The sequence below is a fragment of the Amycolatopsis deserti genome (assembly GCF_014653945.1).
In the GTDB taxonomy this organism is placed as follows: domain Bacteria; phylum Actinomycetota; class Actinomycetes; order Mycobacteriales; family Pseudonocardiaceae; genus Amycolatopsis_E; species Amycolatopsis_E deserti.
Window position 1 is genome coordinate 952,831 of sequence record NZ_BNAU01000002.1, and the last position, 24,945, is coordinate 977,775.

At 71.9% G+C, this 24,945-nt stretch carries 25 protein-coding genes and 1 pseudogene; 8 read left to right on the top strand and 18 right to left on the bottom strand.

The genetic code is table 11. The annotated features are described in order from the left end of the window. Positions 1-25: 25 nt before the first annotated feature. From IE290_RS12830 to IE290_RS12840, 3 genes are all read right to left on the bottom strand, one after another. On the bottom strand, positions 26-646 hold the full coding sequence (locus IE290_RS12830) for a pyridoxamine 5'-phosphate oxidase family protein (protein WP_191244757.1): 621 nt from the start codon (positions 644-646) through the stop codon (positions 26-28). Continuing rightward, the gene (locus tag IE290_RS12835) at positions 643-999 is read right to left on the bottom strand and encodes an ArsR/SmtB family transcription factor (protein WP_229874447.1); all 357 of its coding nucleotides are present in this window, start codon (positions 997-999) and stop codon (positions 643-645) included. Before IE290_RS12835 ends, IE290_RS12830 begins: the two co-directional genes overlap by 4 nt. Before the next feature lie 122 nt (positions 1,000-1,121). Then, positions 1,122-1,823 (bottom strand): SDR family oxidoreductase, encoded by a 702-nt coding sequence (locus IE290_RS12840; RefSeq protein ID WP_191244759.1) that lies wholly within the window; start codon positions 1,821-1,823, stop codon positions 1,122-1,124. A gap of 121 nt (positions 1,824-1,944) precedes the next feature. Between IE290_RS12840 and IE290_RS12845 the strand changes: the two genes are divergently transcribed. From IE290_RS12845 to IE290_RS12855, 3 genes are all read left to right on the top strand, one after another. Beyond that, positions 1,945-2,565, top strand: a complete 621-nt coding sequence (locus IE290_RS12845; RefSeq protein ID WP_191244760.1) for an L-threonylcarbamoyladenylate synthase — start codon at positions 1,945-1,947, stop codon at positions 2,563-2,565. Positions 2,566-2,631: 66 nt separating this feature from the next. Continuing rightward, a complete protein-coding gene (locus IE290_RS12850) occupies positions 2,632-2,769 on the top strand; it encodes a hypothetical protein (protein ID WP_191244761.1) in 138 nt (45 codons plus the stop codon). 3 nt (positions 2,770-2,772) lie between these two features. Continuing rightward, positions 2,773-3,438: a hypothetical protein gene (locus IE290_RS12855; protein ID WP_191244762.1), complete on the top strand. Its 666-nt coding sequence runs from the start codon at positions 2,773-2,775 to the stop codon at positions 3,436-3,438. Between the two features lie 40 nt (positions 3,439-3,478). Here the strand turns inward: IE290_RS12855 and IE290_RS12860 are convergent, their stop codons facing one another. The 3 genes from IE290_RS12860 to IE290_RS12870 are packed head-to-tail and all read right to left on the bottom strand — an operon-like array spanning position 3,479 to position 6,956. Next, positions 3,479-4,414: an SMP-30/gluconolactonase/LRE family protein gene (locus IE290_RS12860; protein ID WP_191244763.1), complete on the bottom strand. Its 936-nt coding sequence runs from the start codon at positions 4,412-4,414 to the stop codon at positions 3,479-3,481. Then, on the bottom strand, positions 4,411-5,706 hold the full coding sequence (locus IE290_RS12865) for a phosphotransferase family protein (RefSeq protein WP_191244764.1): 1,296 nt from the start codon (positions 5,704-5,706) through the stop codon (positions 4,411-4,413). Before IE290_RS12865 ends, IE290_RS12860 begins: the two co-directional genes overlap by 4 nt. Next, entirely contained in the window at positions 5,703-6,956 is a 1,254-nt protein-coding gene (locus tag IE290_RS12870; protein ID WP_191244765.1) for an acyl-CoA dehydrogenase family protein, read from the bottom strand. Before IE290_RS12870 ends, IE290_RS12865 begins: the two co-directional genes overlap by 4 nt. Before the next feature lie 47 nt (positions 6,957-7,003). Between IE290_RS12870 and IE290_RS12875 the strand changes: the two genes are divergently transcribed. Then, a complete protein-coding gene (locus IE290_RS12875) occupies positions 7,004-7,771 on the top strand; it encodes an SDR family NAD(P)-dependent oxidoreductase (RefSeq protein ID WP_191244766.1) in 768 nt (255 codons plus the stop codon). Positions 7,772-7,784: 13 nt separating this feature from the next. Here the strand turns inward: IE290_RS12875 and IE290_RS12880 are convergent, their stop codons facing one another. From IE290_RS12880 to IE290_RS12905, 6 genes are read right to left on the bottom strand one after another with little or no spacing between them, the layout of a single operon-like run. Next, a complete protein-coding gene (locus IE290_RS12880) occupies positions 7,785-8,663 on the bottom strand; it encodes an enoyl-CoA hydratase-related protein (RefSeq protein WP_191244767.1) in 879 nt (292 codons plus the stop codon). Next, on the bottom strand, positions 8,648-9,430 hold the full coding sequence (locus IE290_RS12885) for an enoyl-CoA hydratase/isomerase family protein (RefSeq protein ID WP_191244768.1): 783 nt from the start codon (positions 9,428-9,430) through the stop codon (positions 8,648-8,650). Before IE290_RS12885 ends, IE290_RS12880 begins: the two co-directional genes overlap by 16 nt. Then, positions 9,427-10,482: an acyl-CoA dehydrogenase family protein gene (locus tag IE290_RS12890; protein WP_191244769.1), complete on the bottom strand. Its 1,056-nt coding sequence runs from the start codon at positions 10,480-10,482 to the stop codon at positions 9,427-9,429. Before IE290_RS12890 ends, IE290_RS12885 begins: the two co-directional genes overlap by 4 nt. A 13-nt stretch (positions 10,483-10,495) precedes the next feature. After that, positions 10,496-11,668, bottom strand: a complete 1,173-nt coding sequence (locus IE290_RS12895) for an acyl-CoA dehydrogenase family protein (protein ID WP_191244770.1) — start codon at positions 11,666-11,668, stop codon at positions 10,496-10,498. Continuing rightward, entirely contained in the window at positions 11,665-12,798 is a 1,134-nt protein-coding gene (locus IE290_RS12900; RefSeq protein WP_191244771.1) for a thiolase family protein, read from the bottom strand. Before IE290_RS12900 ends, IE290_RS12895 begins: the two co-directional genes overlap by 4 nt. Next, entirely contained in the window at positions 12,783-14,357 is a 1,575-nt protein-coding gene (locus tag IE290_RS12905) for an acyl-CoA synthetase (RefSeq protein ID WP_191244772.1), read from the bottom strand. Before IE290_RS12905 ends, IE290_RS12900 begins: the two co-directional genes overlap by 16 nt. A gap of 93 nt (positions 14,358-14,450) precedes the next feature. On the opposite strand from IE290_RS12905, the gene IE290_RS12910 reads away from it, so the two are divergent. Both IE290_RS12910 and IE290_RS12915 read left to right on the top strand, forming a co-directional pair. Continuing rightward, entirely contained in the window at positions 14,451-15,080 is a 630-nt protein-coding gene (locus tag IE290_RS12910; RefSeq protein ID WP_229874448.1) for a TetR/AcrR family transcriptional regulator, read from the top strand. A 62-nt stretch (positions 15,081-15,142) separates the two neighbouring features. Then, positions 15,143-16,735, top strand: coding sequence for a long-chain-fatty-acid--CoA ligase (locus IE290_RS12915; protein ID WP_229874449.1), 1,593 nt, complete (start codon positions 15,143-15,145; stop codon positions 16,733-16,735). Between the two features lie 11 nt (positions 16,736-16,746). Here the strand turns inward: IE290_RS12915 and IE290_RS12920 are convergent. Beyond that, positions 16,747-16,872, bottom strand: a pseudogene (locus tag IE290_RS12920) (transposase); the annotation flags it as partial. Between the two features lie 31 nt (positions 16,873-16,903). After that, complete coding sequence (locus IE290_RS12925; protein WP_229874450.1) at positions 16,904-18,124, bottom strand: alcohol dehydrogenase catalytic domain-containing protein; 1,221 nt, start codon at positions 18,122-18,124, stop codon at positions 16,904-16,906. A gap of 64 nt (positions 18,125-18,188) precedes the next feature. On the opposite strand from IE290_RS12925, the gene IE290_RS12930 reads away from it, so the two are divergent. Then, positions 18,189-18,830 (top strand): TetR/AcrR family transcriptional regulator, encoded by a 642-nt coding sequence (locus tag IE290_RS12930; RefSeq protein WP_191244774.1) that lies wholly within the window; start codon positions 18,189-18,191, stop codon positions 18,828-18,830. A 38-nt stretch (positions 18,831-18,868) separates the two neighbouring features. Here IE290_RS12930 and IE290_RS12935 read toward each other — a convergent pair whose 3' ends face one another. From IE290_RS12935 to IE290_RS12945, 3 genes are all read right to left on the bottom strand, one after another. After that, positions 18,869-19,807, bottom strand: coding sequence for a hydroxymethylglutaryl-CoA lyase (locus IE290_RS12935; protein WP_191244775.1), 939 nt, complete (start codon positions 19,805-19,807; stop codon positions 18,869-18,871). A gap of 407 nt (positions 19,808-20,214) precedes the next feature. Beyond that, a complete protein-coding gene (locus IE290_RS12940) occupies positions 20,215-21,330 on the bottom strand; it encodes an NDMA-dependent alcohol dehydrogenase (RefSeq protein ID WP_191244776.1) in 1,116 nt (371 codons plus the stop codon). A gap of 11 nt (positions 21,331-21,341) precedes the next feature. Then, positions 21,342-22,841 carry an aldehyde dehydrogenase family protein gene (locus IE290_RS12945; RefSeq protein WP_191244777.1) on the bottom strand — a complete coding sequence of 500 codons (1,500 nt, stop codon included), beginning with the start codon at positions 22,839-22,841 and terminating at the stop codon, positions 21,342-21,344. A gap of 114 nt (positions 22,842-22,955) precedes the next feature. Here IE290_RS12945 and IE290_RS12950 point away from each other — a divergent pair, with 114 nt between their 5' ends. Further along, on the top strand, positions 22,956-23,300 hold the full coding sequence (locus IE290_RS12950) for a DoxX family protein (protein WP_191244778.1): 345 nt from the start codon (positions 22,956-22,958) through the stop codon (positions 23,298-23,300). A gap of 2 nt (positions 23,301-23,302) precedes the next feature. On the opposite strand, the gene IE290_RS12955 is transcribed toward IE290_RS12950, so the two are convergent. Continuing rightward, a complete protein-coding gene (locus IE290_RS12955) occupies positions 23,303-24,910 on the bottom strand; it encodes a sigma-54-dependent Fis family transcriptional regulator (protein ID WP_191244779.1) in 1,608 nt (535 codons plus the stop codon). Positions 24,911-24,945: the final 35 nt, after the last annotated feature.

Consider the following 24,945-nt stretch of genomic DNA (forward strand, 5'->3'; position numbering starts at 1 on the left):
GGGTGGGTTCAGGGTGGGCGGCGGGTCACCTCTCCGCGAGCAACGCGCGCAGTGCCTTGTTCTGCTCCTCCAGTTCGGCGATGCGGGCCCGGACGGGCGCGAGTGCCTCGGCGAGCTCGGCCTCGGAGTAGCGCGGGGTGATGTGCTGGTGGCAGTTCCAGTTGACGCCCTCGACGCGGATGAGCATCAGCCGTTCCACCCGCCCGTCCGTGCGAGTCTCGGTCAGCTTCCGCGTCAGTCCGGGGTCCTCGTCGAGGGGAACAACGCGGGCATGGCCGAAGAGCTTCAGGCGCGCCTGGCGCGGGTAGTCCATGAAGAACAGGGCCACCCGGCCGCCGGCGCGGACGTTGCCGGTGGTGATGTACTGCCGGTTGCCCCGGACTTCGGCAAAGCCGAGGGTGTACTCGTCCAGCACGTGCACGAAGCCCGCCGGGCCGCCGCGGTACTGCACGTACGGCCACCCGGTCTCGCTGACGCTCGCGAGGTAGAACCCGTCCCGGGCCGCGATGAACGCCGCCTCGCCGGGGCCCAGCGGATCCGGCGCCTCGCTCCCGTCGAGCGCGCGGCCGGCCGCCGAGGCGCTGCCGTTCTGCTCCTGTTCCCGGCGCACGCTCTCGGTGTAGGCCAGGTGTGCGTAGCGGCTCATCTACCGTCCCGTCCCTCGGTGCCCGCCGTTTCGTCCGTGACCGCGGGCGGCGCGCCGAGGATGGCGGCGAGCAGCCCCGGGAAGCGCTGGTCGAGCTCCTCCCGGCGCACCTTGCTGACCCGGGAATTGCCGCGCAGCTCCATCTCGACCAGGCCGCTTTCCCGCAGTGTGCGCATGTGGTGCGTGACCGTGGACGGCTTGACCGGAAGGTCGAGCGCGCCGCAGGCGGCTTCGCCGGCCTCGGTCAGCATCCGCACGATCCGCAGGCGCACCGGGTCGGCCAGAGCGTGCAGCACGGTCCCGATGTCGATGCGGGCCAGATCCGGTTGTGGCAGCCGGACGTGTTCCGACACTTGCATCCGCGACCCCCAAGTTCAATGTCTGTCGTATCTTACGATACACATCGAAATACGTGGGTGACGTGCGGATGAAGAGTTCACACGTCAGCGGCCCGGCATCGCTGACACCGAGTGACCTAGGCCGCCGGGCGGACGATGATCTCGTTCACGTCGACCTCCGCCGGTTGCTCGATCGCGTAGGCGATGGCGCGGGCGATCGCCGTGGCCGGGATCGTCGTCGCGCGGTAGGTTCGCATTCCCGCCGCGGCGTCGGCGTCGGTGATGGTGTCCGCCAGCTCCGACTCCGTCACGCCCGGCGAGATCGTCGTGACGCGGATGTCCGGGCCGGTCTCCTGGCGCAATCCCTCGGACAGCGCCCACACCGCGTACTTCGTCGCGCAGTAGACCGCCGCCGTCGGCACCACCTCGTGCGCCCCGATCGAGGCCACGTTCACGAAATGCCCGCCACCCTGACGCCGCATCACCGGCAGGCCGGCCGCGATCCCGTGCAGCACGCCGCGGATGTTCACGTCGATCATCCGGTTCCACTCGTCGAGCTTCAGCCGCTCCAGCGCGGACAACGGCATCACCCCGGCGTTGTTCACGATCACGTCGACCCGGCCGTGCTCGGCCACCGCCCAGTCCACGAAGGACTGGACGTCCGCGGAATCCGTGACGTCCAGCCGTCGGTACGACGCACCACCGATCTTCTCCGACAACTCCGCCAGCCGCTCGACCCGGCGCGCCCCCAGCACGACCCGGTGCCCGGCGTCGGCGAGCACTTCCGCGGTCGCCCAGCCGATCCCGCTGCTGGCCCCGGTGATGACCACAACCGACATGGTGTTCTCCCTTCCGTCACCCTGAGTTTCAGCGGGTGACCGGCGGGCGACCAGGCCGCGGCGTTCCGGGGTGCGACGCACCCAGGCGGCCACGGCGGCCGCAAGATCCTAAGCTCTACCCATGGCGAAGTACTTCGACGTGCACCCGGACAACCCCCAGCGCCGGTCGATCGGTCAGATCGTCGACCTGCTGCGGCGCGACGGCCTCATCGTCTACCCCACCGACTCCGCCTACGCCCTGGGCTGCCAGCTCGGCAACCGGGACGGCCTGGACCGCATCCGCACGATCCGGCACCTCGACGACCGGCACCACTTCACCCTGGTCTGCCGCGACTTCGCCCAGCTCGGCCAGTTCGTGCACGTCGACAACACCATCTTCCGCGCGATCAAGGCCGCCACCCCGGGCAGCTACACGTTCATCCTGCCGGCCACCAAAGAGGTGCCGCGGCGGCTGCTGCACCCGAAGAAGAAGACCGTCGGCGTGCGGATCCCGGACCACGTCGTCGCGCAGGCGCTGCTCGACGAGCTGGGCGAGCCGCTGGTGTCGAGCACGCTGCTGCTGCCCAACCACGAGGAGCCGCTCACCCAGGGCTGGGAGATCAAGGACGAGCTGGACCACGTGGTCGACGCGGTGGTCGACTCCGGTGACTGCGGCACCGAGCCCACGACGGTGATCGACTTCTCCGGCGGGGAGCCGGAGATCGTCCGAAAGGGTGCCGGGGACACCGCGCGTTTCGAATAGCTCTGGACATCGCCGCGCTCACGGGTCACGCTGGAAAAACGCACCGTGATCCGCGAGGAGGCTGCGATGAGACTGGGCCGGAAACTTGCCGTGGGCGTCGTCGAAGAATCCAAGGCCGAAGAGGTCACCCCGGTCGAGGAACCCCGCGAGACCGTCGAAACCCCCCAACCGGAGCGTCCCGCCCCCGTCACCGCCGACCGCTGAGCCATGTTGCGCCGCACCCCGCAGGAACGGCGCGACGTCCCGTTCCGCGGTTACAAGCTGGCGTACCCGATGCTCTCCGCGGACGGCACCGAAGCCGGGTTCACCGGGGTGTCGCTCGGACGCACGCACGCCTACCGGGTGATCGCCGAGGCGAAGTGCGCGCAGAGCAGCCGCCACCAGAGCCCGTCCCGCCTGTGCGACTGCGGGTTCTACTGCTTCCACGAACTCGCCGACGCCCGCGCCCTGGCGTGCGATCCGCAGTACCAGCAGAGCGTGCTGCTGGAGGTGGACGCCGCGGGGCGGTACTTCCTGTACGAGCGGGGCGTGCGGTACTCGAAGCAGACGGTGACGGCCGTGCACGCCGGGTTGTGCGCGTGCGGGTGGCCGGCGCAGGTGTTCGTGGCGACCGGCACCGGGGTCGTGGGGTGGCGCAAGCTGCTGCCGGTGTGCTCGACGTGCGCGGGCAACCGGCCGCCGCTGACGCTGGAGCACTTCAGCCGCCTGGCCGGGGTGCCCGTGCACCGCGACGACCGCGCGGTGGCGTTCACCACCGGCGCGACGGCCGCCGGGCCGGAGCTGGTGCCGCTGCTGTCCGCGGAGGTCGCTCTGCTGCACGCCCGGCTGGATGAACTGCAGACGCAGCTGGACAAGCTGACGAAGGGCAGCTGAGGCCGTCCGCGGGTGGCTCGTCCGGGTGAATTCTTGCCCGTCAGCGGTCCGCCGGAGCCGCGTCCGCGTGGTTCAGTCGCAGCCCCGGTCGCGGCCACTCCGCCGCCCAGAGTTTGCCCACCCCTGACGACGTGATGTACGCCGTCCGCAGGTCGGGGCCGCCGAAGCAGATGTTCGTCACGAAGCGGTCCGGCGACGGCGGCCGCACGACCTCCAGCAGCTCCCCCGCGGGGCTGAGCACGCTGATCCCGCCGGTGATGATCGTCGCCACGCAGATGTTGCCCGCCGAATCCACCGCGAGTGAGTCGAGCAGCTGGTAGCCGCCGAAACCGTGCAGCAGCTTCGCCCCCGCCGGGCCCACCGCGCCGGCCGGACGCGAAATCCGGCCCGGCCCGTCGACGTTCCAGAACCACACCCGCCCGGTCACCGTCTCCGCCGCGTACACCCGCGAACCGTCCGGGGACAGGCCCACCCCGTTCAGCCCGGTGAACCCGTAGGCGATCTCCTCGATCCCCGAACCGTCCGCCCGCGCGTAGTACAAACCGCCGCGATCGCTGTCCCGCGGCCGGTCCTTGCCCAGGTCCGTGAAGTAGAACCCGCCGTGCGCGTCGAACACCAGGTCGTTCGGCCCGCGCAACGGCCGCCCGTCCACCGACGTGTACAGCTGCGTCACCACGCCGTCCCACGACACCCGCTGGATGCACCCGCCGCGGTAGTCCGGCGGCTGCTCGCCGGGCATCGTCACCCCGCCGCGCCGGTGCCAGGTGAACCCGCCGCTGTTGCACACGTAGATCGCCCCGCCCGGCCCGATCGCCGCGCCGTTCGGCCCGCCGCCGCAGTCCGCGACCACCGTGACGGACCCGTCCGGCCACACCCGCGACAACGTGCCGCGCTCGACCTCCACGACCAGCACCGAACCGTCGTCCAGCGCGACCGGCCCCTCCGGGAACCGCAGCCCGCTCGCGATCTCCCTCATACCGACTCCAGGTACTTCGGGTTCGCCACCAGCAACCGGTCGGTCACGTCGGCCCGCACCACCCCGACCACGTCCGCCACCACCACGGCCCGGGACCGCACCGCCCGCGCCAGCTCCGCGTGCGACGAGAACCCCAGCGCCGCCAGCCGTTCCCCGTGCCGCGCCTCCTGGGAGGCACCGTAACGCAACTCCCGCGAGACCATCGCCAGCACGTTCGCCGCCACCCGCGCCTGGAACGACAACCGCCCCTCGGTGCCCGGCACGACCTCGGCGCGCAGGAACTCCCCCACCGCCTCGACCAGCTCGGCCGCGCTCGGCCGGCCGTGCAGGTCGGGCACCGGATCCGCCGCCGCATCGACCGGGACAGCGGGCACGCCGAGCGCGGTCAGCAGGTCGTGCTCCTGCTCGCACACCCGCCGCCCGACCGCCGCCAGCTCGACCGACCGGATCCGCCCGCTCAGGTGCCGGTCCGCCTGCCGCAGGCACAGCACGGCCCACCGGACCGTCCCGAACACCTCCCACCAGTGCACCGCGGCCGGATCGGGCCGGAACCCGGCCACCTCGGCGTAGCCGTCCAGCAGCTCCTCCCGGCTCCCGAACCCGCCCACCGGCAGCGGCGAGCCGAACCGCCACGCCTTGACGCACAACCAGCCCAGGTCCTCCAGCGGGTCGCCGCGGTGCGCCAGCTCCCAGTCCAGGACGGCGGCGAGCCCGTCCGGGCCGACGATCAGGTTGCCGTTGCGGAAGTCCCCGTGCACGACCGTGTCACCCGCCGGCTCCGGCCGGTGCGCCCGCAGCCACCGCAACCCGATCTCCAGCGACGGCAACGGCTGGCCGAGCGAGTCGTACAGCTCCACCAGCGAATGCAGCGGATCCACAGAGGACAGTCCAGGCACGGCGGTCATCGCGTGGATGCGCGCCGCCACCCGCCCCAACTCGGCGGCGAGTTTCGGCCGCACGTCCGCGAACTCCGGTTCCCGCAGCAAGCGACGGGGAATCGTCTCGCCGTCGACGTGCTCGGTGATCAGGTACGGCGAACCCAGCAGGTCCGCGCCGTGGTCCACCAGCCGCGGCACGGGCACACCGGCCTCGTGCGCGGCCCGGATCAACGCGGCCTCCCGCGCCATCTCCTCCGGTCGGCACTCCCCCGGCGGATCCCGCCGCAGCACCAGCCGCCCGCCCGGCTCGGCGGTGAACGCCCAGGTCTCCCGGCTCGCGCCACCGCTGAGCCGCCGCAGCCCGGTGATCTTCGCGCCCAGCCGCCGCCCCAGCGCCTCCGCCAGCCCGGTCATCGCTTGTCCGGCCCCGCGAACCCGAACAGGTACCCGGCGATCTTGCGCATCTGGATCTCCTCGGCGCCCTCGGTGATCCGGTAGCGGCGGTGGTGCCGGTAGATGTGCTCGAACGGCGTGTGCCGGGTGTAGCCGAGCCCGCCGTGCACCTGCATCGCGCGGTCGGCGGCGTCGCACACCAGCCGGTTGGCGCGGTAGTTGCACATCGACACCTTGTCGCTGATCAGCATGTGGTCGGTGTGGTCGAGCTCCCACGCCGTCTTGCGCACCAGCGTGCGCACCAGCTCGGCCTCGGTCTGCAGCTCGACCAGCGGCCACTGGATCGCCTGCCGCTCGGCCAGCGGGCGGCCGAACGTGCGGCGCGCCCGGGCGTAGTCCACGCTGCGGTCGATGCAGTACTGCGCCGCGCCGACCCCGGAGGCGGCCTGCCGGATGCGGTTCTCGTGCACGAAGTGCTGCGCCAGCGCCAGCCCGCCGCCGACCTCGCCGAACACCGCCGCCCCGGGCACGCGGACGTCGGTGAGCGTGACCTCGGCGTGGTCGGTGGGCATGTTGAACGTCCACCAGTGGAAGTCGACCGAGAACCCGGGCGTGTCAGTGGGCACGATGAACGCGGTGATGCCGCGGGGATCGCCGCCCTCGCCCGAGGTGCGCGCGAAGATGACGTCGTGGGTCGCCGAGTGCAGGCCGGAGTTGAACCGCTTGGCGCCGTTGAGGATCCAGTCGTCGCCGTCGCGCACCGCGGTGGTCTCCAGCCAGGTCGCGTCGCTGCCGTGGTCCGGTTCGGTCAGTCCGAACGCGACCCGTTTGCGGCCGGTGATCATGTCCTCGACGAACTCGCTCTGCTGCTCGGGCGTGCCGGCGGCGAGGAACATGTGCACGAACGGGAAGTTGCCCACCACCGACGACTCGTTCTGGAGGTCGTTGTGCAGGCCCAGGCCCTTCGCGGCGAGGTGCTCGCGGATCACGGCCATGTCGAGGTTGCTGCCGCCGCCACCGCCGACCGACTTCGGCAGGCCGTAGCGCAGCCAGCCCGCGCGGTCGGCGCGCCGGAACATCTCCTTCAGCAGCTCCTCCCACTCGCGCCGAGGGGTGCCGCCGGCCTCGAAGTCGGTGCGCGCGTACTCGCGGCGGTGGTCGAAGAAGCGTTCGTTGTCGTCCTGGCGTTGCAGGGGCCAGATCTCGTCTTCGAGGAACTGGTCGAGGTCGGTGAGCAGCTGCCGCAGCGCCGCGGGCAACTCGAAGTCCATCAGGCGACTCCTTGCGTGGCGGGAGAAACGTGGGGCACTATCCGCGGATGACCAACCCGTTCGACCTCACCGGGCACGCGTCCGTCGTCACCGGCGGCAATTCCGGGATCGGCCTCGCGATGGCCGGCGCGCTCGCCGCCGCCGGCGCGGACGTCGCCATCTGGGGCACCAACACCGAACGCAACGACGCGGCCGTCGCCGAGCTGTCCCGGCACGGCACCAAGGTCCTCGCCGTCCGCTGCGATGTGGGCGACGAGGACGAAGTCGAGTCCGCGATGGCCCGCAGCGTGGAAGCGTTGGGGCGCCTGGATTCCTGCTTCGTCAACGCCGGGGTCGGCGGCGCGGGCAGCCGCTTCACCGAGACGTCGCTGGAGGAGTTCCGCCGCGTCACCCGGGTGGACCTGGACGGCGCGTTCCTGACCCTGCGCGCGGCGGCGCGGGTGATGCTGGCGCAGGGCACCGGCGGCAGCCTGGTCGGCACGTCGAGCGTGGCGGCCGTGCAGGGTCAGCCGCGCGGGCAGGCGTACGCGGCGAGCAAGGCCGGGCTGACCGCGATGATCAAGTCGATCGCGGTCGAGCTGGCCCGGCACGGCATCCGCGCCAACGCGGTCCTGCCCGGCTGGGTGCACACGCCGCTGGCGGCCCCGGCGCTGGACTCCGAGGGGTTCCAGCGCCGGGTGCTGCCGCGGATGCCGGTCGGCCGCTGGGGCAGGCCGGACGACTTCGGCGCGCTCGCCGTGTACCTGGCGAGCCCGGCCAGCGCCTTCCACACCGCCGACACGATCACCGTGGACGGCGGCTACCTCAGCTTCTGACCGGGCCACCGGTTCACGGGGTCCCGGGGAAGGGCGGGACCCCGTCGGGGTAGTCGGCGCTGACCCGGCCCGGGAAGTTCGGTGATCGCTTCTCCAGGAAGGCCATCACGCCCTCCATCGCGTCCTTGCCCGCACCGAGCTGCAGGAGCGCGCGGGAGTCCGCGCGGTGGGCGTCCCACGGCGTCGGCGAACCCAGCATGCCCCACAGCAGCTGCCGGGACACCGCGACCGACACCGCCGACGTGTTGTCGGCGACCTCCCGGGCGATCGACAACGCGGTCGGGATCAGCTCGTCCGGCGCGACCACGCGCGACACCAGTCCTCCGGCGCGAGCCTCGGCGGCGTCGAACACCCGGCCGGTCGCGACCCACTCCATGGCCTGCGAGATGCCGACGACCCGCGGCAGGAACCACGACGACGCGGCCTCCAGCAGGATCCCGCGCCGCGCGAACACGAACCCGAACTTGGCGTTCTCGCTGGCGATCCGGATGTCCATCGGCAGCGACATCGTCACGCCGATCCCCACCGCGGGCCCGTTGAACGCGCCGATGACCACCTTCTTGCACGCCGCGATCCGCAGCGCCACCGCGCCACCGGCGTCGCGTGGCACACCGTCGATCTCGCCGAACCCCTCGACCTCGCCGATCACGTCCTTGTTGAACGTGCCCGCGCCCCGCTCCAGGTCCGCGCCCGCGCAGAACCCGCGCCCCGCGCCGGTCACCACCACCACGCGCACCGAGTCGTCCGCGTCGGCCTCGTCGAACGCCGCGACCAGCTCGTGCGCCATCTCCAGCGTGAACGCGTTGAGCCGCGCCGGCCGGTTCAGCGTGATCGTGGCGATCCCGTCGGAGACCTCGTAGATGATCTCGTCGTAACTCACCGCACCGCCCATCGTCCCGTGTATTTCGCTTCGGTCTTGTCGAGGAACGCCTCGAACGCGGCCGGCGCGTCCTCGGTCGCGAAGTTGATCGTCTGTGCCCGCGCCTCGCCCTCCAGGGCTTCGCGCAGCGTCCGGCTGGCGCCTTCTTCGAGCAGCCTCTTGCTCAGCGCCAGGGCGATCGGCGGCGCCTCGGCCAGTTCCGCGGCCAGCGAGTCCACAAAGGAGTCCAGCTCGTCCGCCGGTGTGGTCCAGGTGACCAGGCCGAGGTCGTGCGCCTCGGCCGCGCCGATCATTTCGGCCCGCAACGCGAGCCGTTTCGCCTGCTGCAGCCCGACGAGCCGGGGCAGCAGCCACGAGCCGCCGAAGTCGAGCGACAGCCCGCGGCGGGCGAAGATCTGGCTGAACCGCGCCCGCTCGGTGGCCACCACGAGGTCGCAGCCGAGCGCGAGGTTCCAGCCCGCCCCGACCGCCACGCCGTCGACCTTCGCGATCGTCGGTTTCGAGATCTCGTTCAGGGCGAGCGCGACGTCGTTCACCCGGTGCATCCGCGTCAGCGGGTGGTCCTCGACGTCGGTGGAGAGGTCGGCGCCCCCGCAGAAGTCGCCGCCGGCACCGGTGACCACCACGACCCGCACGTCGTCGTCCCGCTCGGCGTCGTGGAAGGCCTGGTACAGCCCGTCCCACATGGGCAGGTCGATCGCGTTCTTGCGGTGCGGCCGGTTCAGGGTCACGGTCAGCACCGCGCCCGCCCGGTCGAGCAGCACCGGCTGGTCCGTCACGAAGCACCGTCCAGTCGCCCGGCGAGCCGGGCCAGTTGCTCGTCGTGGCCGCCGAACAGCAGCTCGCTGCTCTTGGCGCGCTTGTAGTACAGGTGCGCGTCGTGCTCCCACGTGTAGCCGATGCCGCCGTGCAACTGCAGACCGGACGCCGCCGCCGCGAAGTAGGCGGGCCCGGTGAACACCTGCGTGGTGGCCGCGGCCAGCGGCAGCGCGTCCGGGTCGTGGTCGGCGGCCCACGCGGCGTGCCGCAGCAGGGATTCCGCGCGCTCGCTGGTGCTGTAGAGGTCCGCGCAGGCGTGTTTGACCGCCTGGTAGGAGCCGATGGCGCGGCCGAACTGCACCCGCACCTTCGCGTACTCCACGGTGGTCTCCAGCACTTTCGCGATCCCGCCGACCTGCTCCGCGGCCAGCGCCACCGATGCGAGGTCCCGCACCTTCTCCAGCACCGCGGCCGGATCGGCGGTGTCCAGCCGCCGCGCCGGGGTGCCCGCGAAGTCAAGCCTCGCCTGCCCGCGCGTGGGGTCCAAAGTGGTCAACGCGGTGCGCCGCGCGTCCTCGGCCACGAACCACCCGGACTCCGTGCACACCACGAAGACGTCGGCGACGTCACCGGAGATCACAAAGGGCACGTGCCCGTCGAGCACCCAGCCGCCGTCCCGCTCGGTCGCGCTCACCGGCGCCGGGCCCCACTCCGGCGAAACCGCCAGCGCGCCGATCTTCTCCCCCGCCGCCAGCGCGGGCAGCACCTCGGTGTCCCCCAGCGCCGCCAGCGCGTCGACCGCCAGCACCGCGGAGGCGAAGAACGGCACCGGCGCCAGCGCACGGCCCAGTTCCTCGAGCACGATGCACCGTTCGACGTGACCCGCGCCCGCGCCGCCCTGCTCCTCGGGCACGACCAGACCGGTCAGGCCGAGTTCGGCCAGGTGCCGCCACAGCGCGGCGTCGTAGGTGTCGTCACCGTCCACCACGGACCGGACGTTGTTGTGGTCGGCGAGCAGTTTGCGCACCGTCGACCGCAGTTGCTGCTGTTCGGTGTCGAGCACCAGCTGCACGATCCCTCTCCTCTCAGGCGGGCCGCTGCGTGCCCACCCGCAGCTCGCGGAAGGGCACGTCGCGGTCGACGACGGGTTCGCGGGGCAGGCCGAGGATCCGGTCGCCGATGATGGTGCGCTGGATCTGGTCGGTGCCACCGGCGATGCTCGACGACGGCGTCTGGTTGATCGCCAGCGCCAGCTCGTCCCCGGCCGCGTCGCCCGGTTCCCACGCCGTGGCCCGCGGCCCGGCGATCAGCCCGGCGACCGCGACGGCCTGCTGCTGCAGCTGCGCACCGGCGAGCTTCGCCACCGACCCGCGCGCGCCCGGCGGCGACCCGGCTTCGGCCTCCTGGCGGAGCCGCGTGTTGAACAGAGCCAGCGCCCGCTCCGCCGCGTACAGCTTCGCCAGCTCGGCACGCACGACCGGGTCGGAGTCGCGCCCGTACCGGCGCGCGGTCTCGGCGAGGTTCGCGTGGGCCAGCGGGTCGTGCCGCTTGCGCACGAACCCGCCGATCGACACGCGCTCGTGGCCGAGCATGGTGACCGCGGCGAGCCAGCCCTGCCCGACCTGCCCGAGCACGGCGTCCGCGGGCAGGCGCAGGTTCTCGAAGTACACCTCGTTGAACGGCGCCCGCCCGGTCATGTCCTTCAGCGGCCGCACGGTCACCGCCGGGTCGTGCATGTCGATGAGGAACATCGTCAGGCCCTGGTGCTTGGGCACGTCCGGGTCCGTGCGGGCGAGCAGCGCGCCGAAATCGGCCAGGTGCGCGACGGTCGTCCACACCTTCTGCCCGTTGACCACCCATCCGTCGCCGTCCCGGACGGCGCGCGTCTGCAGGCTCGCCACGTCCGATCCCGCGCCCGGCTCGGAGAACAGCTGGCACCAGATCTCCTCGCCACGCAGCAGCGGCGGGATGTAGCGGGCCTTCTGCTCCGGTGTGCCCAGGTCGAGGATCGTCGGCCCGCACATGCCCATCCCGATCCGGAACACCGAGTTGGGCAGGTCGTAGTTGGCCGACTCCTGGTCGAAGATCTGCTGCTCGGCCGCGGTGAGGCCCTGGCCGCCGAACTCCTTCGGCCAGGTGATGCCGGCCAGCCCGGCGTCGTACAACGCGGCCTGGAACCGCTTGGCGGTCTCCAGCTCCTCGTCACCCGGGACGTGCTCGGCGAGCCACGCCCGGACCTTCTCGCGGAACTCGCTCATGCGACGAGCTCCAGGATGGTCGCGTTGGCCTGGCCGCCGCCCTCGCACATGGTCTGCAGGCCGTAGCGGATCCCGGCGGCGCGCATGTGGTGCACGAGCGTGGTCATGATCCGGGCGCCGCTCGCGCCGAGCGGGTGGCCGAGCGCGATCGCACCGCCGTGCGGGTTGAGGGACTTGGCGTCGGCGCCGGTCTCGGCCAGCCACGCCATCGGCACCGGCGCGAACGCCTCGTTGACCTCGAACACGCCGATGTCGGAAATCGACAGGCCGCTGCGCTGCAACGCTTTCCGCGTGGCCGGGATGGGCGCGGTCAGCATGATCACCGGATCGTCGCCCGCGAGCACCGCGGTGTGCACCCGCGCGATCGGCCGCAGGCCCAGCTGGGCGGCCTTCTCGCTGGTCGTCATCAACAGGGCGGCCGCGCCGTCGCTGATCTGCGAGCTGTTGCCGGCGGTGATGACGCCGTCCTCGCGGAACGCGGGCTTGAGCCCGGCCAGCTTCTCCAGCGACCCGCCGCGGCGCACGCCCTCGTCGGCGGTAACCCCGGCGATGGGCAGCAGCTGGTCGTCGAACGCGCCCGCGTCCTGTGCGGCGGCCGCCTTCTCGTGCGAGGCCAGGGAGAACTCGTCGACCTGGGTTCGGCTGAAACCCCACCGGTCGACGATCATCTCCGCGCCGATGCCCTGGTTGGGCCGCACGCCGCCGTAGCGGGCCAGCACCTGCTCGCCCAGCGGGTTCCTGCCCTGGGCGGGAAAGCCCATCGGCACCCGGCTCATCGACTCGACCCCGCCGGCCACCACCACGTCGTAGTGCCCGGCGATCAGCCCAGCGGCGGCGAAGTGCACGCTCTGCTGCGACGAGCCGCACTGCCGGTCGACGGTCACGCCGGTCACGCTCTCCGGCCAGCCCGCGGCGAGCACGGCGTTGCGGCCGATGTCGCCGGTCTGCTCACCGGCCTGGCTCACGCACCCCCACACGACGTCGTCGATCTCGGCCGGGTCGATCCCGGCCCGCTCGGCCAGGCCGCGCAGCACGTGCGCCGACAGGTCCACCGGGTGCACGCCGGACAGGCCGCCCTCACGCTTGCCCACGGGGGTGCGCACCGCTTCCACGATCACCGCGTCTCGCACGGCTCCTCCTTCTGGTTCGCCGTGGCCGCAGCCACGTACTTCTCCTTGAGCCGCCGCTTGACCAGCTTCCCGGTCGGCGTGCGGGGCAGTTCGTCGACGAAATCCACGCTGCGTGGCGCCTTGTAGTGGGCGATCCGCTCGCGGACGTAGGCCAGCAGCTCGGCCTCCAGCTCCGGGCCGGGCGTGACACCGGGCGCGGGCTGGACGAACGCCTTGACCGCCTCGCCCATCTCCTCGTCCGGCACGCCGATCACCCCGACGTCGAACACCGCGGGGTGCAGCGCGAGCGCGTCCTCGACCTCCTGCGGGTAGATGTTCACCCCGCCGGAGATGATCATGAACGCCTTGCGGTCGGTCAGGTAGAGGAATCCGTCCTCGTCGAGGTAGCCGACGTCGCCGGTGGTCGTCCAGGTCTCGTGCTCGGGGTGCTGCGCCTCGCGGGTCTTGTCCGGATCACCGTGGTAGGTGAACGGGACCTCGTCGCGTTCGAAGTAGACGGTGCCGATGTCCCCGGCCGGCAGCAGCTTGCCCGCGTCGTCGCAGATGTGCGCGACGCCGACCACCGCGCGGCCCACCGAGCCGGGTCGCGCGAGCCACTGCTCGCTGTCGATGAACGTCATCCCGGCGCCCTCGGTGGACGCGTAGTACTCGTAGAGGACCGGCCCCCACCAGTCGATCATCGCGCGCTTGACCTCGACCGGGCACGGCGCCGCGGCGTGCACCGCGACGCGGTGGCTGGACAGGTCGTAGCGGCCGCGCACCGCTGGCGGCAGCTTGAGCATCCGGACGAACATCGTCGGCACCCACTGGCTGTGCGTGACGCGGTGGGTCTCGATGGCTCGCAGGGCGGCCTCGGCGTCGAAGCGCTCCATCATCACCACCGTGCCGCCGAGACGCTGCGCGGTCGCGCCGAACCGCAGCGGCGCGGCGTGGTAGACCGGCGCCGGGGACAGGTACACCGTGTCCGGGCCGAAGCCGTACATGTGCTGCAGCACGGGGGTGAGCACGTCGCCCGGCTCGTCCACCTGGCGGTCGGGCAGGTCGACCTTGATGCCCTTCGGACGGCCGGTCGTCCCGGACGAGTAGAGCATGTCCGCGCCCGCCGGCTGGTCCGCCGGGCGCTCGGGCGAGCCGGTGGCGAGGAAGGCGTCGAAGTCGGCGTACCCGTCGGCCGCGCCACCGTAGACGAGCTTGACCAGCACATCCGGCAGCAGCTCGGCGACCTCGGCGGCCAGCGGGCCCAGCGCGGCGGAGACCACCAGGGCCTTGGCGCCGGAGTCGGTGACGATGTAGGCGACCTCGGCCGGGGACAGGTGGCTGTTCACCGCGGCCAGGTAGCGGCCGGAGCGCAGAGCGGCCCAGTAGACCTCGTACGCGCGCACGGAGTTGTCGCTGAGCAGGGCGACGGTGTCGCCACGGCCGAGGCCGGCGCGGGTCAGGGCGTCGGCGAGGCGGGTGGAGCGCTCGTCGAGCTCGCCGTAGGTCAGCCGCTCGCCCGACCCCGCCATGATCACGGCGGGCTTCTCGGGATCGGCGTCGGCGTGGGTACCCGGGTACATGTGGCTCCTCTTCGAACCGTGGACTCCCCTGCGAGAGTGCAAGGATTCGGCGTAACAGTCAACACCGACTGTTATCGGGTTATGGTGATCGGCGTGGTGACCGAAACCCGGAACCGGCAGGACCGCGCGGCGGGCACGCGCACGTTGATCCTGGACGCCGCCGTGGCGTGCCTGGTCGAGCTGGGCTACGCGGGCGCGTCCACGTTGGCCATCCAGGCCAAGGCCGGTGTGTCGCGGGGCCGGCTGCTGCACCACTTCCCGTCCCGGGACGAGCTGCTGGTCGCGGCCTCGCAGCACCTGACGGCGACGCGGCTCGCCCAGACCGAGGTGCGGGTCGCCGAGCAGCTGGCGGACGAGCCGGAGGGCCCGCGGCGGGTCGAGCGGTGCATCGAGCTGCTGTGGACGACCTTCCACGAGCCGCCGTTCTGGGCCGCGGTCGAGTTGTGGACCGCGGCGCGGACCAACGCGGCGCTCGCGGCAGCGCTGCGGCCGGAGGAGCGGGCGCTGCGGGACGCGATCCGCGAGGTCGGCGACCGGATCTGGGGACCGGCGGTGTGCGCGCACCCGAACTACCCCGAGCTGCGGGAACTGCTGTTCACGAGCATGCGGGGCGCGGCGCTGCCCTACACCTTCGAACGCCGCCGGGACCCGTCGAACGACCCGCACGTCCCGCTGTGGAAGTCGCTGGCGCACCGCCTGCTCTTCGCCGACGGTCAGTGTTGACTGTTTCGCTCCGCGCACGGTAGAAACGCGGTACCTGACCCACCGGATCGCCGAGGTTGCCGATGTCCGGAGTTGTCGAAGTACCGCGCCTGCTCGGGCGCGGGATGACGATGGGCGACCAGCTCGCCCGCCACGCACGCACCCAGGGCGGCCGGCCCGCCTTCTCGTTCGAGGGCGCCACCCTCACCTACAGCCAGTTCGACACGCGCGTGAGCCGGCTGGCGAACGCGTTGCGCGAGCGGGGCGTCGGCTACGGCGACCGCGTCGTCGTGCTCGGCCTGAACACGCTGGAAGTGCTGGAAACCTACTTCGCGTCGACGCGCCTTGGCGCGATCTGCGTGCCGGTGAACTTCCGGCTCGTGGCCGACGAGATCGCCTACGTGCTCGCCGACAGCGGGGCCCGGGCCAGCGTGGTGCACGCGCCGCTCGCCCCGGCGCTGGCCAAGGCACGCGAGCAGGTCGACGACCCGGGCCCGTGCCTGGTGTTCGGCGGCGCGTTCGAGGGCATGGCGGACTACGAGGAGGCGCTGGCCGCGGCGTCGCCGGAGTTCGACGAGATCACGGTGGACGAGCAGGACCCGGCGTTCATCATGTACACCTCGGGCACCACCGGGCGGCCGAAGGGCGCCGTGCTCACCCACCACAACCTGCTGATGCACGCGTTCAGCAACATGGCGTCGCTGGGCACCGGGCCGGAGGACAAGGTGTGGCTGGCCGCCGCGCCGCTGTTCCACATCGCCGGGCTGTCCGGGATGCTGCCGAACCTGCTGCTCGGCGGGCGGACGGTGCTGCTGCCGAGCGGCCAGTTCGACCCGGTGGCGGTGGTGGATCTGATGGAGCGCGAGCGGGTGTCGTCGGTGTTCCTGGTGCCGGCGCAGTGGCAGGCGATCGTGAACGTGCCGGGGATCCGCGAGCGGGATCTGTCGGCGCTGTCGAAGATCTCGTGGGGCGCGGCGCCGGCGTCGACGACCCTGCTGCGCACGATGATCGAGGTGTTCCCGCAGGCGGAGGTGACGACGGCGTTCGGGCAGACCGAGTGCAGCCCGGTGACCACGCTGCTGCGTGGCGAGGACTCGATCCGCAAGATCGGGTCGGTCGGCAAGCCGATGCTCAACGTCGAGGTGCGCGTGGTCGACGACGACATGAACGACGTGCCGCGGGGCGAGGTGGGCGAGATCGTCTACCGCAGCCCGATGGTGATGAAGGAGTACTGGAACAAGCCGGCCGAGACGGCGGAGGCGTTCCGCGGCGGCTGGTTCCACTCCGGTGACCTGGTGCGGCAGGACGAGGACGGCTACTACTTCGTGGTGGACCGCAAGAAGGACATGATCATCTCCGGTGGCGAGAACATCTACTGCGCCGAGGTGGAGAACGTCCTGGCGGCGCACCCGAAGATCGGTGAGGTCGCGTTGATCGGCATGCCGGACGACAAGTGGGGCGAGACGCCGCTGGCGGTGATCTCACCCCGGACACCCGGCGACGCACCCACGGCGGCCGAGCTGGAGGAGTGGTGCCTCGACCGGTTGGCCCGGTACAAGCGGCCGCGCCGGATCGCGGTGGTGCCGGCGCTGCCGCGGAACCCGAGCGGGAAGGTGCTGAAGACCCAGCTGCGCGCGGACCGGGAGGCGGGCAAGCTGCCGATCGAGTCGGCTTAGCCGGCGTGCCCCTTCTGCCAGGTGCCATCCGCAGTCCACAACCGTTCATGCGCGGTCTTCCAAGGACCGTAACGTTCGGGCAAGCCACGCCATGGCGCCCCGGACCGCGGCCGGCCCACCACAACCCAAGACCAACCCAGCCCTACCAGCTAGATCAATCACAAGACACTAGTCGGCGACGAGGACGGTCTTGATCGCGTCGTCGTGGCAGTGCTCGCGCAGCGCCGCGGGCGCCGCGCTGAACGGGGCGGTGTTCGAGGTCACCACTTCGGGCCGGAGCCGGCCGTCGGCCATGAGGGCGAGGACCTCCGGGATCAGGGTGCGCACGTGACTGCGTCCGATGTGGACCGTCACGTTCCGGACGTACGCGGCGGCCAGCGGGACGGCGGCCCGCCGGTGCAACGACCACACGCACGTGCACACGCCGTCCGGAGCGGTGTGCCGGAGAACCTGGCGCAGCCCGGCCGGCGTGCCGGTGGCGTCGACGGTCAGCGGGGCGGTGGGCCACTCGCGCGGCCGCCGGGCGTCGAGCGCACCGAGCCCGAGCCCGGCTGCCAGCTCGCGCACGCCGGGCCGGCTGTCGGCGACGCTGACCCGGCGCGCGCCGAGTGCCCGCGCGATGAGTCCGGCGTAGAGCACTGTGCTGGAGGTCAACGGATCCCGCCGGGTGGTCCGGCCGACGATGAGCACCTCGGCGTCGGGTTCGCGCGCGAGCAGCGCGGGCAGGTGGGGCGCGACCTGCCGGTACGCGTCGCTGACGCTGTCGGCCACGCCGGCCGCCGCGGCCGGGTCGATGCCCTCCGGCAGCGGGACGAGCATGGCGTCGGCGAACGGAACCGCGAGCCGGTCGGCCAGCGCGCCGCCCCACAGCCCGCCGGCGAGCCCGAAGCCGTACATCGACGCCGGCGGTACCGCGGTGCAGCTGCCCGTGAAACCGTGCCGGCACGGTGGGCACGCCCCGCAGCTGATCTGGAACGGCACCACCACGCGCTGCCCCGGCCGCACCGACCGCACGAAGTCGCCGACTTCGAGCACCTCGGCGACGCACTCATGGCCGAGGTGCAATGGCAGCGGGAACGGCGTCCGCCCCAGCATCATCGCCCGGTCCAGGTCGCAGGTGGCGACGGCCAGCGGCCGCACGAGCGCGCCCGCCGGCCCGGGTAGCGACGGCGCGGGAACCGATCGCCAGCGCGGACCGCCGCCGGGCAAGACCACCAGTCCCCGCATCGAGGCCCGTCGCCGCCCGCGCACCGCGCCGACGATGCGTGTCCACCGGGCCGGGGCGTCCCGCCACAGCGCGAGTGCGGCCGCGTTCAGCGCGTTCGGGGTGAGCATCGCGGCGTAGTGCGCGAGCGCGTTCCGCGGCGGGATCGGCCGGTCCGTGGCCATGTCACTCCCCCAGGACAGAAACCATGTGGTTCCCAGTCTTGAACGGGAACCGGCGGGTGTCAAGATGGCGGTTGTGCAGCCACCCTCCCGCCCGTACCGGGGCACCCCGGCGCAGGACCGCGTCACCGCGCGGCGCGACCGGCTCATCAAGGCCGGGATCGACGTCTTCGGCACCATCGGCTACCGCGCCGCCACCGTGCAGCGTGTGTGCGCCGGGGCGGGGCTGACCAAGCGCTACTTCTACGAGTCCTTCGCCGACAGCGAAGCGCTGCTGCTCGCCTGCTACGAGCGGGCGGCCGACCAGATCCACGCCGCGATGGTGGGTGCCGTGACCGGGGCGCCGGCCACGCTCGCGGACCGGCTGCACGCCGCGCTGGCCGGGTACTACGGCGCGATCGCCGACGACCAGCGCCTCGCCCGCCTCACACTGCTGGAGATCCTGGGCGTGAGCCCGGCCGTGGACGCGGCGTACCAGGCCCAGACCGAACGCTTCGCCCGTTCGGTCGAACTCCTCGCCGTCGAAGCGTTCCAGGCCAGTGGCTTGACGCCGGTCCGGCGGCACCTCGTCGCGCAGGGGATCATCGGCGCGATCACCACCACCGCGACGCAGTGGCTGCTCACCGGGCGGCGCACACCCTTGGGTGACGTCGTCGCGGCGTCCGAGACGCTGGTGCTCGCCGTCCTCGATCACCTCAGGGGCGCTTGACGACCCCGCGCTTGGACCGCGGGAGGGCGCGCGAAGCCCTAGCCGCCGGTGAGGGCCTTCACGACGCGCGACGGGCTGGGGCGGCCGAGCTGCTGCGCCATCCAGGCGCTGGTGCGCACCAGCGCGTCCAGGTCCACGCCGTGCTCGACGCCCAGGCCGTCGAGCATCCAGACGAGGTCCTCGGTGGCGAGGTTGCCGGTGGCGGCCTTGGCGTAGGGGCAGCCGCCGAGGCCGCCCGCGGAGGAGTCCACTGTGGTCACTCCGGCCCGGAGCGCGGCGAGCGTGTTGGACAGCGCCTGGCCGTAGGTGTCGTGGAAGTGCACGGCGAGCTGGGAGACGTCGCCGAAGCCTGCGAGGACCGCCTCGACGTGCCCCGGGGTGGCGACGCCGATCGTGTCGCCGAGGGAGAGCTGGAAGCAGCCCATGTCGAGGAGCCGTCGCCCGGCGGTCGCGACCTGCTCGACGGGCACGGCGCCCTCCCACGGGTCGCCGAAGCACATGGAGAGGTAGGCGCGCACCTCCAGTCCTTCGTGGCGGGCCCGCCGCACGACCGGCTCGAACATCGCGAACTGCTCGTCGAAGGAGCGGTTGAGGTTCTTGCGCGCGAAGGTCTCGGTGGCGCTGCCGAAGATCGCGATCGATTCCACGCCCAGCGCCAGGGCCCGGTCCAGGCCGCGCTCGTTGGGGACCAGGACGGGGTAGTTCGTGCCCGGGCGCCGGTCGAGCTTGGCGAGCAGGTCGTCGGCGTCGGCCAGCTGCGGAACCCACTTGGGGTGGACGAAACTGGTCGCCTCGAGGGTCGTCAGGCCCGCCGCGGCGAGCCGGTCGAGGAACTCGAGCTTGGTGTCCAGGCTGACCACGGTCTGCTCGTTCTGGAGCCCGTCACGCGCCCCGACCTCCCAGATCGTGATTCGATCGGGCAGCTCGTTCCGGGACGCCTCCCGCTGGGGCAGCCCCAGCTCACGCACACTAGCCACACCCACAGGTTAACGCTGACTAACGCGGACGTCCAGCGGCGCGCACTGAACCCAGCGACCACCTCGCCAAGGTGACGGGCGTGCTGTTCCGTCATCCCGGAGCCTGCCCGTCCGGCGAGGACATCTCTTGATCTTTAAACCGGCGCCGCCTTCGGCAGGCGAAGAGCCCGCCCTACGGGCGGAGGCGCCTTACGGCGCCGAACGGTCACCTTACGACCACCCCCGCCCCCGATTCCTGATTGTGTTTCGGTCGCCGATCAGGCGTGTCAAGGCGGGAAAGAGTACCTTGACACGCCTGATCGGCGACCAAAAGCAGGCTGTGGATCGGGGGCGGGGGAGGTCTGGGGCGTAGTCGGTCTCCTTGCGTCGCCGGCTGCCTGCCCGTTCTCTCTCCCCCGCCACCTGTCCTAACCTTGGCCGTGCACCACCACGCCCCGGATGTTCTTGCCCGCCACCAAGTCTTCGTACCCCTGGTTCACATCCTCCAGGCGGTACCGGTTGGTCACCAGCTCGTCCAGCTTCAGGCTGCCGGCCTGGTACAGGTCCAGCATCTTGAGGATGTCCCGCTGCGGGTTGCCGCTGCCGAACAGGCTGCCCTTGATCGTCTTCTCCCACAGGGTCAGCACCGCGCCGGAGACGTGGATCGTCGCCTTCGCGGGGTCCGCCAAGCCCGTCACCACGACGACCCCGCCCTTGCCGACGACGTCGAACGCGGCCGACATGACCTCCTCGTCCACCACGCCGACCGTGACCAGCGCCTTGTCGGCACCCTGCCCCCGGGTCAGCTCGGTGACCACCTCGTGCGCCTCGGCCGCGGTGGCGAACGCGTGCGTGGCGCCCAGCTTCAACGCGGTGTCCCGCTTGAACGCCAACGGATCGACCACCACGACGTTCTTCGCCCCGGCGTGGGCCGCGCCCTGCACCGAGTTGATGCCGATCCCGCCGATCCCGTAGATCACCACGGTTTCGCCCGGCCGCACGTCACCCGCGTACACCGCCGTGCCCCACCCGGTCGGCACGCCACAGCCGACGAGCACCGCCGTCTCCAGCGGCACGCTTTCGTCCACTTTGACCACCGAGTGCTGCGAAATCGTGGAGTACTCGGCGAACGTGCCGAGCATGCACATCTGACCGTAGTCCACGCCACCGGAGTGGAACCGGAAACTGCCGTCCGGGAAGCTGCCCTCCAGGATCGTCGCGCCCATGTCGCACAGGCTCTGGTGCCCGGTGGCGCAGTAGCGGCAGGTGCCGCAGTTCGGGATGAACGAGCACACCACGTGGTCCCCGGGCTTGACCTTCGTCACCCCCGGCCCGACCTCCTCGATGATCCCAGCGCCCTCGTGCCCGCCGACGATCGGGAACCGCGGTGGCAGGTCACCGTCGGACAGGTGCAGGTCCGAGTGGCACAACCCGGCGGCGACGTAGCGGATGAGGACCTCGCCCTCCTTCGGGCCGTCCAGGTCCAGCTCGGTGATCTCGAACGGGGTCTTGAAATCAGTCAGTACAGCAGCCTTGACCTTCATGGGAACTCTCCTCAGAGCGCGACGTTGACGGCTTTGGTCTGGGTGTAGAGATCGATGGCCTCGGCGCCGAGCTCGCGGCCCCAGCCGGACTGCTTGTACCCGCCGAACGGGATCGCGGTGTCGAAGCCGTTGTAGCAGTTGACCCACACCGAACCGGCCTTGATCTGCTTGGCCACCCGGTGCGCCTTGGAGATGTCCCGCGTCCAAATGCCGGCGGCCAGGCCGTACTCGGTGTCGTTCGCCGCCGCGGCGAGACCGTCCTCGGCCGAGAACGGGATCGCGGCCACCACCGGGCCGAAGATCTCCTCGCGCACCACGCTCATGTCCTCGCGCACGTCCACCAGCACCGTCGGCTCGACGTAGTAGCCGGAGTCGCCGTGACGGCCGCCGCCGGTCAGGGCACGGGCGCCGTCGGCGAGGCCCTGCCGCAGGTAGCTGGTGACGCGGTCGAGCTGCTCCTGCGACACGAGCGGGCCGAGCTGCGTCGTCGGGTCCAGGCCCGGGCCGATCTTGACCTGGCTGGCGAACTCGGCGACGCCCTGCGTGAACTCGTCGAAGATGGACTCCTCGACGAACAACCGCGTGCCGGCCACACAGCACTGGCCGTGGTTGAACAGCCAGGCGTTGGCCGAGCCGGGGATCGCGGCCTCCAGGTCGGCGTCGGCGAACACGATGTTGGGGCTCTTGCCGCCCAGCTCCAGCGACACCTTCTTCAGGTTGCCCTTGGCCGCGTCCACGATCTTCTTGCCCACCTCGGTGGAGCCGGTGAACGCGACCTTGTCGACGTCGTCGTGCGCGGCCAGCGCGGCGCCCGCGTCACCGAACCCGGTGAGGATGTTGACCACGCCGTCCGGGAACCCGGCCTCGCAGAACAGCTCGCCCAGCAGCAGCGCGGTGAGCGGGGTCTGCTCGGCCGGCTTGAGGATGACCGTGTTGCCGGCCGCGAGCGCGGGCGCGAGCTTGAACGCGGCCATCACCAGCGGGAAGTTCCACGGGATGATCTGCGCGCACACGCCGACCGGTTCCCGCAGCGTGTACGCGTGCCACTGGCTGCCCGGGATCCACGGCACCGAAGGGGTGATCGTGCGGCCCTCGATCTTGGTGGCCCACCCCGCGTAGTAGTGGAAGATGTCGGCCGACCAGGCGACGTCGACCCCCTGCGCGACGGCCACGGACTTGCCGTTGTCGAGCGCCTCCAGCTGCGCGAACTGCTCGGCGCGCTCCAGCAGCAGGTCACCCACGCGCCAGATCAGGCGCTGCCGCTCCGACGGGGTGGTGCGCGACCACGGCCCGTCCTCGAACGCGCGCCGCGCCGCGGCCACCGCGCGGTCGACGTCCTCGGCGGCGCCGTGCGCCACCTCGGTGATCTTCTCCCCCGTGGCGGGGTCGAACGTGGGGAACGTCCGGCCCGACGCCGCGTTCACCCACTGCCCGCCGATCAGCAGCCGCTTGGTCCCGGACACGAACTCCCGCACCGCCGGATGCACGGCCTGCTCCGCTACCGCAGTCACACCAACCTCCTCGTCGTGGACGTGGCGGTAATGGTGACCTGCGCAACAGCGAGCTAACTGTGTCAAGTTGACACAGTGGCCTCACACCGCGCGGCGCTGCGTCGTCGGAAGGGCATGAACATCACACTGTGGATCATCGCCGGACTGCTGGCCGCTGTCTTCCTCGCCAGTGGGTCGCAGAAACTCGCCCAGCCCGCGGAGAAGCTGGCCGCCACCGGGCTCACCGTCGGCGCGGGCAAGACGGTCGGCGCCCTGGAGGTCCTGGCCGCGGCGGGCCTCATCCTGCCCGCCGCGCTGGACGTCGCGCCGGTGCTGACACCGCTCGCCGCGGCCGGGCTGGTGCTGCTGATGGCCGCCGCGGCCGTCTTCCACGTGCGCCGCCACGAGTGGAAAACCCTGCCCGTGCCGCTGGTCCTGCTGGCGCTGGCCGTGGTCGTCGCCGTGGGACGGTTCGCGTGAGCTCAGCTCAGCCCGAGGCTGCGCACCCGGCGGTGCAGGGTCGAGCGGCTGATGCCGAGCAGCTTCGCGGCGTGGGCCTTGTTCCCGCCGCAGTCCCGCAGCGCGGCGGCGATCGCGTCGTGTTCGAGTTGCTCGATCGGCGTCAGGTGACGTGCTTTCGGGCTGCCCTGGTAGGCCTCCGGGAGGTCACGCGGCAGCACGTCACCACAGGCCCGGCCGGCCGCGATGTGCCGCAGCAGCGCCTTCAGCTCACGCAGGTTGCCCGGCCACGGCTGCGCGGCCAGCACCTCCAGCGTGCGCGGCACGAACCGGAGCGTGGACCCGATCTCCGCCAGCATCGCCGCGACCAGGGCCGGCAGCTCGTCCCGGCGGGACCGCAGCGGAGGCAGCTCGCGGCGGGCGATGCAGCGGCTGGCGAGGTCCGCGGCGGGGCCGGTCAGCTCGGGCGGCGACGGGCCGGTGAGCGCGACCCAGCAGTCGCCGCGGTCCATGATCGCGGCGAGCCGGGCGGCGGCGTCGGGCGGCAGCAGCGCGATGTTCTCGACCACCAGCAGCCCGGTGTGGGAGGCGACGAGCTGGTCGAGGGTGGGCGCCCAGTGCTGGGCGTCGACGGCGTCGAGCACCGCCAGTGCCGACTCGCCGGCGAGCTCGCGGGCCACGGTCGAGCGGCCGGTGCCGGGTTCGCCGCTGATCAACACGTGCGTGCGCTGCTCGCGGTAGGTCGCGAAGTCGCGCTGCACCGGGCGCGGGGTGACGCGGCGCGGAATCGCCTGCACCGCGGGCGGTTCCAGCTCGAACAGCACGCCGGAGGCGCCGGTGATGCGCTCGAACGACACGTCCGCGACCCGGCCGGAGGACAGCCGCACGCTGCGCGCCTGCCGTACGCCGAACGGCGCGTCCATCGCGAGCCCGCGCAGCACGGCGTGGTCGGCGGCGTCGAGCAGGTCGGTGGCCGCGGCGTTGGCGAGCACGACGTCGTCGCCCAGCACGAGGACCGGGCGCAGGCGGTTGAGGGCGGCGGCCTGGTAGGCGGCGAGCATGCGCTGCTCGGCGGCGCGCGAGCCCTCCAGCAGGCGCTGCTCGATGTCGGCGACCGCGCGGCGCAGGAACGGGCCCAGCAGCGGGTTCGCGTGATCGGCCAGGCAGGTGATGTCGAGGACGCCTTCGAGCCGGCGGGTCACCGGGTGGGTGATCGGGTGGCCGTAGCAGGCGAAGGGCTTGAAGCTGTCGATGAAGTGCTCGTGCCCGTGCACGGCCAGGCCCTGGCGCAGCTCGAACACGGTCGCGATCGAGTTGGTGCCGGTGTTCTCCTCGGTGAAGCGGGTGCCGGGCACCACGCCGATGCGGTCGAAGGTGGCTTCCAGCCGGCGCTCACCGAAGCGGCGGTCGACGATCCAGGCGTCACGATCGGCCAGGACGAGGCCGAACGCGGTGTCGGCGAGCTCGCGGGTGGCCTGGTCGAGGACGGGTTCGGCGGCGAGGACGAGCCTGCTCCGACGGTCGATGTCCTCGACGGTCAGCCGGTCGACGGCGGCGTCCGGCCGCAGCCCGGACAGCTCGGCCCGCCGCCACGACGACGCGATCTCGGGCCGCAGCGCTGCGCTCTCCATCCCGCCTCCCTTGGCGCCGATGACCGAGCCACGCT